This is a genomic window from Micromonospora sp. NPDC047762, assembly GCF_043204655.1.
GTDB lineage: Bacteria > Actinomycetota > Actinomycetes > Mycobacteriales > Micromonosporaceae > Micromonospora.
This window is the reverse complement of record NZ_JBIDCQ010000001.1, coordinates 1-15,198: the sequence shown is the minus strand read 5'-3', so window position 1 is coordinate 15,198 and position 15,198 is coordinate 1. Positions and strand designations below refer to the sequence as shown.

Annotated in this window: 11 protein-coding genes; 4 read left to right on the top strand and 7 right to left on the bottom strand. The window is 71.4% G+C overall.

The window, feature by feature from the left end:
* The first annotated feature begins 104 nt into the window (after positions 1 to 104).
* Positions 105 to 950, top strand: a complete 846-nt coding sequence (locus ACGF3C_RS00055) for a hypothetical protein (protein WP_357202747.1) — start codon at positions 105 to 107, stop codon at positions 948 to 950.
* Between the two features lie 43 nt (positions 951 to 993).
* On the opposite strand, the gene ACGF3C_RS00050 is transcribed toward ACGF3C_RS00055, so the two are convergent.
* Both ACGF3C_RS00050 and xseA read right to left on the bottom strand, forming a co-directional pair.
* Entirely contained in the window at positions 994 to 1,215 is a 222-nt protein-coding gene (locus ACGF3C_RS00050) for an exodeoxyribonuclease VII small subunit (protein WP_030328827.1), read from the bottom strand.
* Positions 1,216 to 1,260: 45 nt separating this feature from the next.
* Entirely contained in the window at positions 1,261 to 2,514 is a 1,254-nt protein-coding gene (gene xseA, locus ACGF3C_RS00045) for an exodeoxyribonuclease VII large subunit (RefSeq protein ID WP_393217388.1), read from the bottom strand.
* Between the two features lie 154 nt (positions 2,515 to 2,668).
* On the opposite strand from xseA, the gene ACGF3C_RS00040 reads away from it, so the two are divergent.
* Both ACGF3C_RS00040 and ACGF3C_RS00035 read left to right on the top strand, forming a co-directional pair.
* On the top strand, positions 2,669 to 3,655 hold the full coding sequence (locus tag ACGF3C_RS00040) for a 4-hydroxy-3-methylbut-2-enyl diphosphate reductase (RefSeq protein WP_357202744.1): 987 nt from the start codon (positions 2,669 to 2,671) through the stop codon (positions 3,653 to 3,655).
* 41 nt (positions 3,656 to 3,696) lie between these two features.
* Positions 3,697 to 4,131, top strand: coding sequence for a hypothetical protein (locus tag ACGF3C_RS00035; RefSeq protein WP_112581935.1), 435 nt, complete (start codon positions 3,697 to 3,699; stop codon positions 4,129 to 4,131).
* Between the two features lie 73 nt (positions 4,132 to 4,204).
* On the opposite strand, the gene ACGF3C_RS00030 is transcribed toward ACGF3C_RS00035, so the two are convergent.
* Together ACGF3C_RS00030 and ACGF3C_RS00025 are read right to left on the bottom strand one after the other, a co-directional pair.
* On the bottom strand, positions 4,205 to 7,501 hold the full coding sequence (locus tag ACGF3C_RS00030) for a S8 family serine peptidase (RefSeq protein WP_393217385.1): 3,297 nt from the start codon (positions 7,499 to 7,501) through the stop codon (positions 4,205 to 4,207).
* Positions 7,502 to 7,638: 137 nt separating this feature from the next.
* Positions 7,639 to 8,814 carry a DNA recombination protein RmuC gene (locus ACGF3C_RS00025; protein WP_357202738.1) on the bottom strand — a complete coding sequence of 392 codons (1,176 nt, stop codon included), beginning with the start codon at positions 8,812 to 8,814 and terminating at the stop codon, positions 7,639 to 7,641.
* A 54-nt stretch (positions 8,815 to 8,868) separates the two neighbouring features.
* On the opposite strand from ACGF3C_RS00025, the gene ACGF3C_RS00020 reads away from it, so the two are divergent.
* The gene (locus ACGF3C_RS00020) at positions 8,869 to 9,687 is read left to right on the top strand and encodes a hypothetical protein (RefSeq protein WP_355009429.1); all 819 of its coding nucleotides are present in this window, start codon (positions 8,869 to 8,871) and stop codon (positions 9,685 to 9,687) included.
* Positions 9,688 to 9,755: 68 nt separating this feature from the next.
* Here ACGF3C_RS00020 and ppc read toward each other — a convergent pair whose 3' ends face one another.
* From ppc to ACGF3C_RS00005, 3 genes are all read right to left on the bottom strand, one after another.
* Positions 9,756 to 12,542: a phosphoenolpyruvate carboxylase gene (gene ppc / locus ACGF3C_RS00015; protein WP_393217382.1), complete on the bottom strand. Its 2,787-nt coding sequence runs from the start codon at positions 12,540 to 12,542 to the stop codon at positions 9,756 to 9,758.
* A 129-nt stretch (positions 12,543 to 12,671) separates the two neighbouring features.
* Positions 12,672 to 13,724: a hypothetical protein gene (locus tag ACGF3C_RS00010; protein WP_393217380.1), complete on the bottom strand. Its 1,053-nt coding sequence runs from the start codon at positions 13,722 to 13,724 to the stop codon at positions 12,672 to 12,674.
* Positions 13,725 to 13,870: 146 nt separating this feature from the next.
* The gene (locus tag ACGF3C_RS00005; RefSeq protein WP_393217378.1) at positions 13,871 to 14,806 is read right to left on the bottom strand and encodes a cyclase family protein; all 936 of its coding nucleotides are present in this window, start codon (positions 14,804 to 14,806) and stop codon (positions 13,871 to 13,873) included.
* Between the last annotated feature and the right edge of the window lie 392 nt (positions 14,807 to 15,198).

Genomic DNA, 15,198 nt, shown 5'->3' with positions numbered 1-15,198 from the left:
CGCGTTGCTCGGCCCGGGTCGCGCGACGCAGCCGACGGTGCTGCTGCGTCGCCGGAGTTTCCGGCGCCGTCCAGGCCGTCGGGTGACCCCCTTGGGAGACACGTATGACTGTTCGACGACTCGGCGCCGGCCTGGTAGCCGCCGCTCTGATCACGCCCGCACTGGCCGCCTGCGCCAGCGGAACCGGCACCGCCGGATCGACGCCGTCCCCGACGGTGAGCGCGTCCGGGACGGCGAGCCCGTCCGGTGCTCCGGTCGCGGGCGACGCCAAGCAGGCCCTGCTCGACTCCACCAAGGAGATCAGCAACGGGAACTTCCGGTTCACCCTGGCCGGCGCCGGCTCGACGGCGGAGGGGCTCGTGCACCAGCCGAGCCAGAGCGCGGCGATGAAGATCGCGATCGGTGGCCCCTCGTCCGACCTGGCGATGAAGCTCGATGTGATCCACTTCAAGCCGGACAGCTGGGTCAAGCTGGAGCTGAGCGGCCCCACCGCCAACAGCCTGCCCGCCATCAAGCAGCTCAATCTCGGCAAGTACCAGCACCTCGACCAGACCCGGATCAAGGGCAACCGCAGCCTCGGCTTCGACTTCGAGAAGGTCGACCCGGCCGGCAGCGCGGTGCTCACCCAGGGCATCACCGAGGTGCGCAGCACCGGCACCGGCGCGTACGCCGGCACCATCGACGTCACCAAGGCCGCCGAGGCGGGCTCGTTGAACGCCGCCACGATCGCCGCGCTGGGCACCCAGGCGAAGACCGTCCCGTTCACCGCAAAGGTCGACCCGCAGGGCCGGCTCAGCGAGCTGGTGCTGCAGTTGCCGGCCGCCGGGCAGACCACCGCCCAGGAGATCAAGATGACGTACTCCGACTACGGTGCCGCCACCGCCGCGCAGAAGCCGCCGGCGGACCAGGTCGTCGAGGCGCCGGCCGAGCTGTACAGCCTGTTCAACTGACGTGCCGAGGTGGGGCGGCTCCGGCCGCCCCACCGGCGGTCGGTCAGGAAGCGGGCTCCTGCCGGGCGGCGTCGATCCGCGCCCGCGCACCATCCAGCCAGCGTTGACAGATCACCGCCAGCGCCTCGCCGCGCTCCCAGAGGGCCAGCGACTCCTCCAGGGACGTGCCGCCGGCCTCCAGCCGTTCCACCACCGAGGCCAGCTCGGCGCGGGCCTGCTCGTAACTGAGCCGCTCGTCCGGCCCGGCCTTCGTGTCATCAGTCATCGCGTTCATCTCAGCACACCACTCCCCACCGTGCCGCGTCGCCACTCAGCCATCGACGGTGGCGGCCAGCTCGCCGTCGGCCAGTCGTACCCGCAGCGGGTCGCCCTTGCCGACCTCCGCCGCCGCGCGGACCACGTGGCCGTCCGCGCGCTGCACGATCGCGTACCCCCGGTCGAGGGTGGCGGCGGGGGAGAGGGCGCGCAGGCGGGCGAGGGTGTGCCGCAGGTCATCCTCGGCGGCCCCGAGCCGGTGTTCCAGGCAGCGGCCGGCCCGCTGACGCAACGCGGTCAGCTCGGTCGCCCGATGCTCCACCATCACCTGGGGTCGGGCCAGCACCGGTCGGGAACGCAGCCCGTCCAGCCGGTGCGTCTCCCGGTCGACCAGGTTGCGCACCGCCCGTTCGAGTCGGTGCCGGGCCTGACCGATGAGGCGTACCTCCTCGGTGAGGTCGGGGACGACCCGCTTCGCCGCGTCGGTCGGGGTGGACGCGCGGACGTCGGCGACGTAGTCGATCAAGGGCGCGTCCGTCTCGTGGCCGATCGCGCTGACCACCGGCGTACGACAGCCGAACACCGCGCGACAGAGCGCCTCGTCGGAGAAGGGCAGCAGGTCCTCGATGCCGCCGCCACCCCGGGCGATGATGATCACGTCGATGCTCGGGTCGGCGTCCAGCACCTTGAGCGCGTCGACGATCTGTGGCACCGCGGACGGGCCCTGCACTGCCACGTTGACCGTCCGGAACTCCACGGCCGGCCAGCGCCGCCGAGCATTTGTCAGCACGTCCCGCTCGGCCGCCGACGCGCGACCGGTGATGAGCCCGATCCGGCCGGGCAGGAACGGCAGTCGACGCTTGCGGGCGCGGTCGAAGAGCCCTTCGGCGGCGAGCAGCTTCTTGAGCTTTTCCAGTCGGGCCAGCAGCTCCCCGAGCCCCACCTGACGAATCTCGTCGGCCCGCAGGCTCAGCGTGCCCCGGGCGGCGTAGAACTCGGGCTTGGCGTGCAGCACCACACGTGCGCCCTCGCGTAGCTCCGGCGCGCCGGAGTCCAGGACGTCCCGGTTGGTGGTGACGGTCAGGCTCAGATCGGCCGATGGGTCACGCAGGGTGAGGAAGACAGTGCTGGCCCCGGGGCGGCGGCTGATCTGCGCCACCTGCCCGTCCACCCACACCCAGCCCAGCTTGGCGATCCAGGCCCCCACCTTCTGGCTGACCACCCGTACCGGCCAAGGCTCCTCAGCGCTGCTCGCCCCGCTGCCCCCGCCGCTGGCCCCGCCGCTTCCCACTCGCCCGCCCTCGCTCACCCGCCCACCCTACGGACCTCCCCCGCCTGGCCCGTCGATCATGAAGTTATTGCCCTCCGTGCCGGCGTGTCGCAGCAATAACTTCATGATCAACGCAGGGATGGGTGGGGCGCGGGCCGGTGGCGGGTGGAGGGGTGGCACGTACGATGGGGTGGTGACTGAGGCTCAGGCGACTCACCGGACCGGCAAGCGCGTGCTCCTGGCCAAGCCCCGCGGCTACTGCGCGGGTGTCGACCGCGCCGTGCAGACCGTGGAGGAGGCGCTGAAGCTCTACGGCGCCCCGATCTACGTGCGCAAGCAGATCGTGCACAACAAGCACGTGGTGCAGACCCTGGAGGCCCAGGGCGCCATCTTCGTCGAGGAGAACGAGGAGGTGCCGGAGGGCGCCACTGTCATCTTCTCCGCGCACGGTGTTGCGCCGGAGGTCTACGAGCAGGCCAAGGCACGTTCGCTGAAGGCCATCGACGCGACCTGCCCGCTGGTCACCAAGGTGCACCACGAGGCGCGGCGCTTCGCGGCCGAGGACTACGACATCCTGCTCATCGGCCACGAGGGGCACGAAGAGGTCATCGGCACCGCCGGTGAGGCCCCCGCGCACATCCAGCTGGTGGACGGCCCGGACGGCGCCGACAAGATCACCGTACGTGATCCGGAGAAGGTGGTCTGGCTCTCCCAGACCACGCTCTCGGTCGACGAGACGCTGGAGACGGTGGCCCGCCTCAAGCAGCGGCTGCCGCTGTTGCAGTCCCCGCCCAGCGACGACATCTGCTACGCCACCTCCAACCGGCAGCACGTGATCAAGGAGATCGCCGCCGACTGTGACGTGGTGATCGTGGTCGGCTCGACGAACTCCTCCAACTCGGTCCGCCTGGTCGAGGTCGCCCTGGACGCCGGCGCCCGCGCCGGTCACCTGGTCGACTTCGCGCACGAGATCGACGACGCCTGGCTGGAGGGGGCCACCACGGTTGGCCTGACCTCGGGCGCGAGCGTCCCGGACGACCTGGTCCAGGAGGTGCTGGTCCACCTCGCCGCGCGCGGCTTCGCCGACGTCGAGGAGATCACCACCGCCAACGAGCGGCTCACGTTCTCGCTTCCGCAGGAGCTGAGGCGGGACATGAAGGCCGCCGCGGCGCGCGGCTGAAGCACGGGAACGAACTCGGGTCGGCGTACGTCAGATTCGGCATGAGGACTCTTCGGCTCGCCGTCCCCGCGCTGGCCGTCTGCGTGGCGCTGAGCGCCTGCGGCGGCCAGGGTGTCGGGGGCGGCACACCCACCCCGACACCGACGGGAGCACAGCCGGTGACCAGCCAGCCCACGCCCGACCCGACGCCCTCGCCGGAGACCGGCACCCGGAGCGTGCCGCCCGGACTGAAAACTCCGAAACCGGGTGGCCCGAGCACGCCGCCGGGCGTCGGGGCCACCACCCTGAGCGGCACCGTGCAGGGCGGTGTGGAGCCCGGCTGCGTGCTGCTCGACGGTTACCTGCTGCTCGGCGGCCCGCGTGAGGTGCTGACGCCGGGCGCCCGGGTCGAGGTCACCGGTCGGGTGGAGCCCGGCATGATGACCACCTGCCAGCAGGGCACCCCGTTCGTCGTGACGGCAGCCCACCGGTCCTGACCCTTCCCACCCCTGACCTGCGGGAGCCCGCCCCCGAACGTGGGGACGGGCTCCTGCCGGTGTTACGAGCGGATCAGTTCACCGCACCGATGGACACGTTGCCGCGACCCACGATCGCACCCTCGCTGGTGACGATCGCCAGTTCACCGGAGAGCTGACGCCCGTCGGCCGGGACGGCCACCGCGGTCACCGTGCCGGTGATGGTGGCCGACTCGCCGTGCATCAGCGGCACCGCGACGGCCGGAGCGGTGATCGTGCCCAGCGATGCGGACGCGAACGCGTCGTAGTAGTCGTAGGCGGTGCTCGTCCCCGGCCCGTCGACCCCGTACGGCTCCACCACGACGCGGTAGGTGCCGGCGGCCGGGTTGGTCAGCGTGACCGCCTCCTCCGAGTCGCCGTCCGCGGCCCGGCCGACCTCGGTGGTACCCCGGTAGACGAACAGGTCCAGGTCAGCGCCCGCGTTGGCGGGGTTGCCGATCCGGGCGGTGAACGTCGACGTACCCGCCGGGATCTCGACGGTCCACTCCTGGTTGGGACCGCCCTCGGTGATGGTCGGACGCTCGGTCCGCACACCGGTCAGCGCGCCGCTGCGGCCGCTGACCGAGACCGGACCGAAGGCGTTGGTGACCTTCCAGCTCACCGGGGTCGGCTCGCCGGCCTCGACACTGGGCAGCTCGACCAGCGCCGGCTCGACCGTCAGGCCCTGCACCCGCGCCTGGAGCTTGAACGGGTTGTTCAGCGCCGGGGACGTCCGCCGCGCCTCCACCTCGATCTCCCAGACCCCGGGAAGCGGGTTCTGGTAGTCACGCTCCTGCGGCTTGCAGACGTTGACGTCGGAGAAGTTGGTGTAGCAGACGGTGCTGGTGGTGGCCTCCACCGGCACACCCAACGGGTTGATCGCGATGAACCGGGTCTGCGAATCGGTGGCGATCCCGGAGAGGTTCACCTGGAGTGCCTTGGCGCCCTCCGGCACCGTGACGAAGTACGACGTGAAGCCGTTGCGGTCGACCGAGCCCTCGTTCGCGTACGAGAAGTTGGGCTTCTTCACGTCGTTCGAGGCCACCACCACTGTGGCCACCTCGAAGTCGACGACGTTGGTGGCCGGATCGTCGATCCGCACGATCGCGCCGTGCGCGCCCTCGGTGGCCGGCTTGGCGGTGACGCTGATGGTGACGGCCTTGTTGAGCGGCAACGCGACGGTCTTCGGCGCCTTGAAGGTGCCGTCGTTGCCCTGGAGCGTGATGGTGTGCTTGATGGTGCCGGCCGGGCCGCTGGTGCGGGTGAGCTTGACCGGGTACGTCTTGCTCTGGCCGACCTTGTGGCCGCCCTCGGACGAGGTGCAGCGGTTGTAGACACCGGTGCCCCGGCCCGGGTTCGGCACGAACTTCACGCCGTTCCAGATGGTCAGCTGCTCCGCCAGGGGGCTGCAGACCGGTGCGTCGGAGACGTACGACCGGGTTTCGACGCCCTGGCGCAGCAACTGCCAGGCGCCCGGAACGTTGACCATGCCGTAGCCCTGCGCGTACGTCGGCACGTCCGCGATCGGCTTGGCGGAGCTGAACAGCGCCCGCCGCAGTGCGGCCGGGCTGACGCCCCGGTCGGTGGCCTTGGCCGCCGAGAGCAGCAACGCGCCGGCGCCGGCGGTCTGCGGAGACGCCATCGAGGTGCCGTTCAGCATCGCGTAGCCCGGGGGCAGCGCGTAACCGGCCTCGGGGACCGGGGCTCCGAGCTGCCAGGTCGGTGCGGTGGAGATGGCCGAGCCGGGGGCGGCGATGTTCGGCTTGAAGCCGCCGTCCTCGCGCGGGCCACGGGAGGAGAAGTTGAACAGGGCGTTCTTCTTCTTCACGACCGAGCCGTAGTTGGCCAGCCAGGTGTCCTTGCTGATGTTGGCGGCAACGCTGATCACGTTGCTGGCCACCGACGGGTCGCCGACGGTGTTGAGACCCGGGCCGGAGTTGCCGGCCGAGATGACCAACTGCACGCCGTACGTCTCGATCAGTTCGTTGTAGAGGTTCGTCCGCGCGTTGTTGCCGTCGTTCAGGCCCGGAAGGCCACCGATCGACATGTTGACGATGTCGACGCCACGGTTGGCCACCAGGTCGATCATGCCGGTGGTGAGGGCAGCCGCGCTGCAGCCGCCGCCCCAGGAGCAGGCGCGGGCGGAGACCAGCTTGGCACCGGGCGCGGCACCGTCGAAGGCTCCGTTGCCGAGCATGTCGTTGGCGGCGGTGATGCCGGCGACGTGGGTGCCGTGGGTGCTCTCGACGATGCCGATGTTGACGTAGTCGTAGGTGCCCGGCAGGCCGATCGGCGTGGTGTTCACGTTCTTGCGGAACTCGACGACGAAGGGCTGCCGCTCAGCGACCGGGGTCGCCGGGTTGTCGGTACCGAAGTAGCCGATGTCGTACTTTTCCTTGTACGGCCGCATGACCGGGTCGTCGGTGAAGTTGAGGTTCTGGTTGGCGTCCACCCGGATGTTGTTGGTGGCCGGGTCGAAGAGCACACCCCAGGTGTCGGTCGTGTCGCCGTCGCGGTTGACGTCACCCCGGGCGTCGCTCGCTGCGGTGACCGACTCGCTGAACAGGTTGAACCGGTACATGCCGGCCGGTGCCGTCCAGGTACCGCCGGCGATGGTGAACGACGGGCCGGTGACCTCGGCCTGCATCCGCCGCCACGAGCCGTCCTCCAGCGGATCGGTCGCGGTGACCCAGTCGACGATCTTGCGCTCGCCGGTCGTGGTCTGCTGCAACGCCGGGTGGGCCAGGTCCACACCGGAGTCCATGATGCCGATCGTGACGCCCCGGCCGTCCCACTCGGGATGGGCCGCGGTGAACGCCACCGCGCCGGTCTCGTTCGTCGGCATGTAGGGGTTGTCGGCCGGGGTGGTCTCTCCCGGCGCCGCGACGGTGGCCTGCCGCGCGCCGGCGGTGCCGGTGGCGGTGCGCTCCGGGGCCGGGTCCGGCAGTTGGATGACCTCGTCCAGGTCGACGGCCGAGACGCCCGGCAGCCGTGCCGCCTTGAGGACCCGGTCGGTCGGAACCTTGGCCAGCACGAAGCCGACCCTGTCCTGCCGCTGGCTGACAGTGCCGCCGAGCTTGGTGAGGCTGTCGGCGACGTCCCCCGCCTCACCCTTCTCGGTGGCGACGATCAACGTGACGGTCGGAGCCTTCTTGGCGCGGGCCTCACTGAGCAGTTTGGCGTCGTGGGCGCCCAGCGTCTCGGCGGCGGTGGCCGGGGAAGCGTCCGGTGTGGTGGCGGGAGCGGCGGCCGCGGTGGCGGCACCACCCATCGTCGTCATGGCGCTCGCCGCCAGGACCGACGCGAAGAGCGCGGCTGAGGTGCGCCGGCTCAAATTTCGGAGTCTGCTCACGTTCTCTTTACCTCCAGAGAACAGGGCCCTTCATGCAAGGGCGCTCGGGTGAGCAGAATCTTTCGTGGTAGCGGAGAGCACTGTCACTACTGGTCAGTCCCTTGTGACCAGTTCGTGACATGCGGGTATACGCACTGTCACATGATCGGCGAGCGGTTCGAGACCTCGTCACCGGCCGGATCGGCGAGCTCGGGCGCCTGCGGTTGCCGGGGCGTCAACTCGACCTGGGCCGGGGTGGCCAACTCGTCGTCCGACACGCCCAACTCGGCGAGCTTGCGGGCGCTGACCAGCACCCGGGCCTCCAGCGAGCCGACCGCCCGGTTGTAGGCGGTCACCGCACCAGCCAGCGAGGACCCGAGCTTGCCCACGTGGTCGCCCAGGGTGGAGAGCCGGCCGTACAGCTCCCGGGCGAGAGTGTGCACGGCGAGCGCGTTGCGGGCCAGTGCCTCCTGCCGCCAGGAGTAGGCCACGGTGCGGAGCAGCGCGACCAGTGTGGCCGGCGTGGCGAGCACCACGTTGCGGGTGAAGGCGTGCTCCAGCAGCGACGGGTCTCGCTGGAGCGCGACGTCGAGGAACGGATCGGCCGGGACGAACAGCACCACGAACTCGGGCGAGTTGTCGAACGCCGACCAGTACGACTTGGCGGCCAGGGCGTCGACGTGCCCCCGCAGGTGCCGCGCGTGCGCGTCGAGGTGGGTGTCCCGGCCGCGCTCGTCGCGGGCCTCCATGGCTGTCAGGTACGCGTCGAACGGGGCCTTGGCGTCCACCACCACCGAGCGACCACCGTGCAGGCGAACCACCAGATCCGGTCGGACGACCTGCTGGTCGGTGGCGGCGGTGACCTGCTCGGAGAAGTCGCAGTGCTCCAGCATCCCGGCAGCCTCGACGATCCGGCGCAACTGGTGCTCACCCCAGCGGCCCCGCACCTGCGGTGCGCGCAGCGCCGCCACCAACTGCTTGGTCTCGGTACGCAGCTCACCGGAGACCGCGTTCATCGAGCGGACCTGCTCACGCAGCTCGGCGTACGCGTCGACGCGGTCGTGCTCCAGCTCGGCCACCCGCTGCTCGTAGCGGCGCAGGGTGTCGTGCAGCGGCGCGACCGCCCGGGCCACCGCCTCCTGGGACTGTGCGGTGGCCTCGTAGCTCAACGCCCGCATGGACTGCTCCAGCCGACCCTCACCCTCCCGGGTGGCGGCCAGGGTGGCATCCAGCCGGGCGATGTCGGCGGCCGACCGCGACCGGGCCGCGAGCCATCCCACCGCCCCGCCGGTGCCGAGGCACACGATCACCAGGAGCAGCGTCGAGACGTCCATCACCGGAGCTTGCCAGACGGATACGACGTGCGACCCGGGGGTACGTTCGATGACATGGAACTTGTGCTCTGTCTCGCCGTGGTGCTGGTCGGCGCGCTGGGCGCCGCCGCGCTCGTCCGCGCTCAGGCCGGTGCCCGTCGGCGCACCGAGCTCGCCGACGCCCGCGCGGAGGCGCAGCGGTGGTACGAGCGCCTCGGCGGCCAGTTGATGAACCTGCACGGCGACGACCCGGCGGTACGCCAGGCGCTTGCCGACGCCGGTGAGCGGTACAACGCGGCGGGCTCCCAGCTGGAACAGGCGTCCACGCCGCACCAGTTCGGGCTGGCCCGGGAGACCGCGCTGGAGGGTCTGGCGTACATCCGTGCGGCGCGCACGGCGCTGGGCATCGATCCGGGCCCCGAGGTGCCGACCCTGGCCGCCGCCCGCGGCGTGGGGCAGCTCACCAAGGAGCGTGAGGTCGATGTGCAGGGGCAGACCTTCCGGGCCGGGCCGCAACCCGGCCGGGAAACGCCCTACTACTACCCGGGTGGGCGTTATCAGGGTCGACCGGTGCCCGCCGGCTGGTATTCGACGCCCTGGTGGAAGACGGCGCTGGGTGCCGGTGCCGGTGTGCTCGGCGGCATCCTGATCGCCGACGCGCTCTTCTCGCCCGCCTTCGCCGACCCCGGGTACGGCTACGACGCCGGCTACCAGGAGGGCTTCGGTGACGGCGTCGACCAGGGGGGCGACGGCGGCGACCAGGGCGGGGACTTCGGCGGCGGCGACCAGGGCGGCGACTTCGGCGGCGGCGACTACGCCGGCGGGGACTTCGGTGGCGGCGGCTTCGGCGGTGGCGACTTCGGGGGCGGGGACTTCGGTGGCGGCGACTTCTGACGGTCGTTAGAACCCACCGGAACGGGCCCCGGTCGCAACGACCGGGGCCCGTTTTCCGTACCTCTTGATCAGCCGGTGTTGCGCATCCCGGCCGCGATGCCGTTCACAGTGGTGAGCAGCGCGCGTTCCAGGGCGGTGCCGTCGCTCGGCGCGCGTCGGCCGCCCGGTGCGGTGGCGACCGCCCGGCCGGCGGCACCCGACTCCCGGTACTGCCGCAGCAGCGCCACCTGGAGATGGTGCAGCGGCTCCAGGTAGGTGTCGCGGACGGCCAGGGTGCGCTGGAGCACCGGCGAGTTCTCCAACAGGGCCGGTGAGGCGGTCACCGCCAGCACCTCCCGCTTGGTCAGCTCGTACTCCTGCTCGATCTGCTCGAAGATCGGGTGCAGCTTCTTCGGCACCAGCGTCTCGACGTACCGGCGGGCGATGCTCAGGTCGGTCTTGGTCAACATCATCTCGACGTTCGACAGGAACGTGCGGAAAAAGTGCCAGTTGCGGTGCATCTCGGCCAGCACGTCCGCCAGACCGGCCTCGCGTGCGGCGGCCAGCCCGGAGCCGACACCGAACCAGCCCGGCACGATCTGCCGGGTCTGCGTCCAGCCGAACACCCACGGGATGGCCCGCAACCCGGACAGCCCGGCGCCGGTGTTCGGGCGCTTCGCCGGCCGGGAGCCGATGTTCAGCGCGCCGAGCAGCTCGGTAGGGGTCGACGCCCAGAAGTACGCGGGCAGGTCCGGGTCCTCGACGAGCGACCGGTAGGACCGGAACGCCGACTCGGAGACCACGTCCATCGTCGCGTCCCAGCGCTCCAACATCTCGGCGGGCTGCCGGGGTGCGGTGTGCAGCAGGGTCGCCTGGAGCACAGCGGCGAGGGTGAGCTCCAGGTTCTCCCGGGCCAGCGAGGGCAGGGTGTACTTGTCGGAGATCACCTCGCCCTGCTCGGTCACCTTGATGGCGCCGTCCATGGTGCCGTACGGCTGCGCCAGGATCGCCTCGTGCGTCGGCCCGCCGCCGCGCCCGACAGTGCCGCCCCGGCCGTGGAAGAGCCGCAGGTGCACACCGTGCCGGGCGGCCACGTCGCGCAGCGCGCGCTGCGCCCGGTGGATCGACCACTGGCTGGTGGTGATGCCGGCTTCCTTGTTCGAGTCGGAGTAGCCGAGCATGACCTCCTGCACGTCACCCCGGGCGCTCACCAGCGCCCGGTACGCGGGCAGCGACAGCAACTCGTCGAGGAGTTCGCCGCCGGAGTTCAGCTCGGCCGGGGTCTCCAGGAGCGGCACGAACCCGACCCGGGCCCGCCCGCTGTGCACGTCCACCAGGCCGGCCTCGCGGGCCAGCACCACCGCGGCCAGCACGTCGTCGACACCCAGGGTCATCGAGATGATGTACGACTCGATCACCTCGTTGCCGAACCGGTCCTGTGCCTCCCGGATGGTGCTGAACACGTCGAACGTCTTGCGGGCCGGCTCGGACAGCGACGTGTCCAGTGTCGACAACGGACGGCGACCGGTCAGCTCGTCGGCGAGCAGCTTGGTGCGTTCCAACCGGGTCAGCGCCGGGTAGTCGGAGACCTCGCCGACCGCCTCGTAGAGCTGCGCGAGCACAGCGTGGTGCGCCTCGGCGTGCTCCCGGACGTCCATGGTGGCCAGGTGCAGGCCGAACGCGGAAACCGTACGGATGGTGGAGGCCAGCCGGCCGACCGCGGTGAGCTGCCCGGAGTTGCGGGCCAGCGAGGCGCGCAGCAGGTCCAGGTCGGCGATCAGCTCGGCGGAGCCCTGGTAGTCCCGGCCCGGTACGTGTGAGGTGCCCTGGCGCAACCTCAGCCGGGTGTTGGCGAGCTTCGCCTTCACGCAGCGTGCCTTGAGCCGGTACGGCTCCTCCGCGTTGACCCGGCGGAAGCGCTGTGCCACCTCGGGCAGCGCGTCCAGGTCGGCGGCGAGGCTGGCGGAGAGGTCCAGGGAGACCCCGCGCAGTCGGCGGGACACCGAGACCTCGTTGATCAGGTGGTCCATCGCCTTCTCGGTGGCCGCGATGCCGTGCTCGTGCTGGATGGTCAGCACCTCGCGGGTGACCGCCGGGGTGACGAACGGGTTGCCGTCGCGGTCGCCGCCGATCCAGGTGCCGAAGCTCAGCGGCCGGGCCGTCGGTGAGGTCTCCACACCGAGCGTGCGCAACGTGTCGGCCAGGTCGTCGAGCACCTGCGGGGCGGCCTCGGCATACAGGTCGCGCAGGTAGTAGATGGCGTTGCGGGCCTCGTCGGTCGGGTCCGGCCGGTCGAGCCGCAGCTCGTCGGTCTGCCACATCAGGTCCAACAACTCGGCCAGCCGGCGGTTGGCAGGGCCCTCGTCGCTGGCGCCGTAGAGGATCGCGTTGGCGGTCTCGGTGTCCAACTCGTCGGCGATCGCCCGCAACTTGGACAGGATCGAGCGACGAGCCGCCTCGGTCGGGTGCGCGGTGAAGACCGGTCGCACCGCCAGCCGGCGAGCCGCGTTGGCGATCTCCTCGGCCGGCACCCCGCGCTCGGCGATCATCTTGGCGGCCTGGTCCAGCCAGCCGCCCTGCACCGCGCGGCGGCGGCGCAGGTCCCGTGCCCGGTGCACCTGCTCGGTGATGTTGGCCAGGTGGAAGTAGGTGGAGAAGGCGCGAGCCAGCTTGGTGCCGGTGGTCACGTCGAGCCCGCCGAGGCGCTGAGCGGCCGCCGGGGCGTCGGAGCGGACCTGGGCGCGGATCTCCTCGACGAGATCGAGCAGAGGGCGACCCTCCTGGCGGGCCAGGGTCTGGCCGAGCAGGGTGCCGAGTCGGCGAATGTCGGCGCGCAGTGCGGCGTCCGGGCCGTCGTGGTCGTGCTGGTCGGTCACGATGCGCTCCCTTACGTGGATACGAAGGACAGCGCTGTCCGACTTACTGGATGGTATCCGCGCGCAGCGGATGTCTGGAGGGCCCCCTGGTGATCCACTGCCCTGGGAAGGGTGTTTTCCGGGGTGATCTCAACCACCGTCGCGGTCCGGCGAGGGGCCCGAGCGGGTCGTTGCAGGGCCGGAGGAGACGGCCCGGCGACCCCGGACCAGGCTCGCGCTGACGAGTCCGAGCCCTCCGAGCGCCGCCCAGATCCCGAGCGCGGAAGCCGGCCATCCGGCCGACCGCCAGTCGAAGTACACAGCGGCCTTGCTCAGGTCGTTGGCGAGCCCCGGGATGTTCCAGCGGTGCATGCCGCGCAGCACCCCGGGCAGGAACTCGGGCGCGTAGATGCCACCGGAGCCCGGGTTGCCGAGCACCACCAACAGCAGGATGACCAGCGCGGTGCCCGCGACGCCGAGCCAGCCCTGAATGGCGCTGGCGAACATGGCGGCGGCGAAGACGGCCAGCGCGCCGATGGCGGCGATCGTCGGTACGTCGCCGTGCCAGATGTCCAGAACGGGTCCGACCACCACCGCGCCGGCGATGCCGAGCAGCACGCTGTAGACCGCCAGGGCGGCGATGCGCAGTCCGGCTCGTCGCGCCGTACGGGGGGTGGTGCCGGCGGATATCCCGAGCACCGTCGAGGCGAGATAGCCGCCGAGGACGTACCCGACGTTCAGGTAGAAGGGCACCACCCCGCGCGGGTCGGTCGGGGTGACCGGCACCTTGTCGACGATCCGGAGCGGGGTGCCGGTGCGGGTGGTGGCGGTGCCGAGGACCTCCTTGATCGCGCTGGTGGCGGAGGGGCCGGAGGCGCTCGCCACGGTGAGGAGCAGGCCGTTGTCTCCTCCGGTGCTGAGTACGGCGTACACGGCGCGGCTGAGCAGCGCGTGCTCGGCGGCGGCCGGGTCGTCGTACCCGATGGGTTTGAGGATGGTGGTCTGGGCGCGCACGGCGTCGAGCGTCGCCTGGGCGCGTTGGTCGCCGGAGACGACACCGATCGGCAGGTCGCGGGGTGTGGGCTGGTGCAACGCGCCGACGTAGGCCGCGATGAACGCCGTGGCCAGTACGAGGGTGCCGAGGAGCAGTCCGATGCTGCGCGGCGCCCAGTCGCGAGCTGTGCCGCGCGATTCCTTGTCCACGTTGTTAGCCTATGGTCCGTTTCGTAGACCGCAGGGTGGAACCAGCGCGTCGCCCCGGCGGCCCGGTGGCGACCGCCGCTGGCCGTGCGGCAGGCGCCGTGGGTGGCGGCAGGCGTCGCGGGCGGCGTCAAGCGTGGCGGGCGGTGTCAGGGGTTGACGACGGCGAAGGCGCGAACCGGAAAGGTGCCCATGCCGGCCACCATCGGCGGGGCCGCGGTGAACCGGAACCCGCTCGGCGGCAACGCGTCCAGGCCGGTCAGGTGCTCCACGATCGGGATCCCGGCGGCGAGCAGCGTGCTGTGCGCGGGGCGTACGCCGGCGGCCGTCGGGCTCATGTCGTCGATGTTGATCGAGTCGATGCCGACCAGGGCCGCCCCCGCGTCGACAAGCGCCTGGGCGGCGTCGCCGGTCAGGTACGGCGCTTCCGGAGCGGCGTACCGGTCGGTGCCGAAGTGCGCGTCCCACCCGGTGTGCAGCAACACCGCCCGGCCGCTCACCTCGTACGGGGCCAGCATCAGCCGGTCCACCGCGCGGATGCCGGCCGGCACCCGGACCACCACCCCCGGCAGGTCGGCGAGACGGTCCAGCGACACAGCGGTCAGGTCGTCCCTGCCGGCCCAGCGGTGGGCGGGCGTGTCCAGGTACGTGCCGGTGTTGGCGATCATCTCGATTCGGGCCACGTGGAACTCGGTGCCCGGGGCGTACCGCTCGCGGGATGCCGCGAAGGTCAGCCAGTCGGTGATCCGGGGGCCCGGCCAACCCGGCAGGGTGGTCATCCCGTCGCGGATCACGTGGCTCAGCTCGACCAGCCGGCGTTCGGCGCCGGATCCGTCGACCGTGACACCCCGGCCGCCCTTGTGCGGCTCCTCGATGATCGTCTTGGCGCTGATCCGGACGTCGGCGACCATCAGCAGCCCGAGGTGCCGGACGAACAACGCCGCGAGGTCGTCGTCGGTGATCTCCCGACCGGGAATGTCCAGCCGGAACCCCTCGGTACGCAGTCCGCCGCCGTTGGCGAAGCTCACCTCCGCGTCGAACTGTGCCCGCCACTGCTCACCCATGCCGAAACCCGACCACGCCATCCGGCGACCGTCAAGATCCGCGAGGCACAAGGCAGGCCGCCGGGTGTCCGGCCCGGCGGGATCCGCGGGCCGGTCCGGCCGGGTCCGTGAAGACGGCCGGTCCGGCCGGGGCCGTGAAGATCGGCTCAATTGCAGGGAAAGTGCTGCCTCGGCGCGCTGTGACGCCGCAAGTTCCCCGAAGTTGAGCGGATCTTGTCGCGAAGTAGGCCGACTCGGAACCAAGATCGCGCAATATCCAGGATGTAGTGGTCTCGGCGCGTCGCTGATGCCACTACATCCTGGTTCGAGCACGATCTTGGCGCGGGGCGCGGGGCGCGGGGCGCGGGGCGCGGGGCGCGGGGCGCGGGGCGCGGGGCGCGGGGCGCGGGGCGCGGGGCGCGGGGCGCGGGGCG

Bases quoted from the DNA above. Each gene is read 5' to 3' on its own strand.
- ACGF3C_RS00025 (WP_357202738.1), bottom strand. From the start codon at position 8,814: ATGGACGTCTCGACGCTGCTCCTGGTGATCGTGTGCCTCGGCACCGGC.
- ACGF3C_RS00055 (WP_357202747.1), top strand. From the start codon at position 105: ATGACTGTTCGACGACTCGGCGCCGGCCTGGTAGCCGCCGCTCTGATC.
- ACGF3C_RS00035 (WP_112581935.1), top strand. From the start codon at position 3,697: ATGAGGACTCTTCGGCTCGCCGTCCCCGCGCTGGCCGTCTGCGTGGCG.
- ACGF3C_RS00005 (WP_393217378.1), bottom strand. From the start codon at position 14,806: ATGGCGTGGTCGGGTTTCGGCATGGGTGAGCAGTGGCGGGCACAGTTC.
- ACGF3C_RS00020 (WP_355009429.1), top strand. From the start codon at position 8,869: ATGGAACTTGTGCTCTGTCTCGCCGTGGTGCTGGTCGGCGCGCTGGGC.
- ACGF3C_RS00050 (WP_030328827.1), bottom strand. From the start codon at position 1,215: ATGACTGATGACACGAAGGCCGGGCCGGACGAGCGGCTCAGTTACGAG.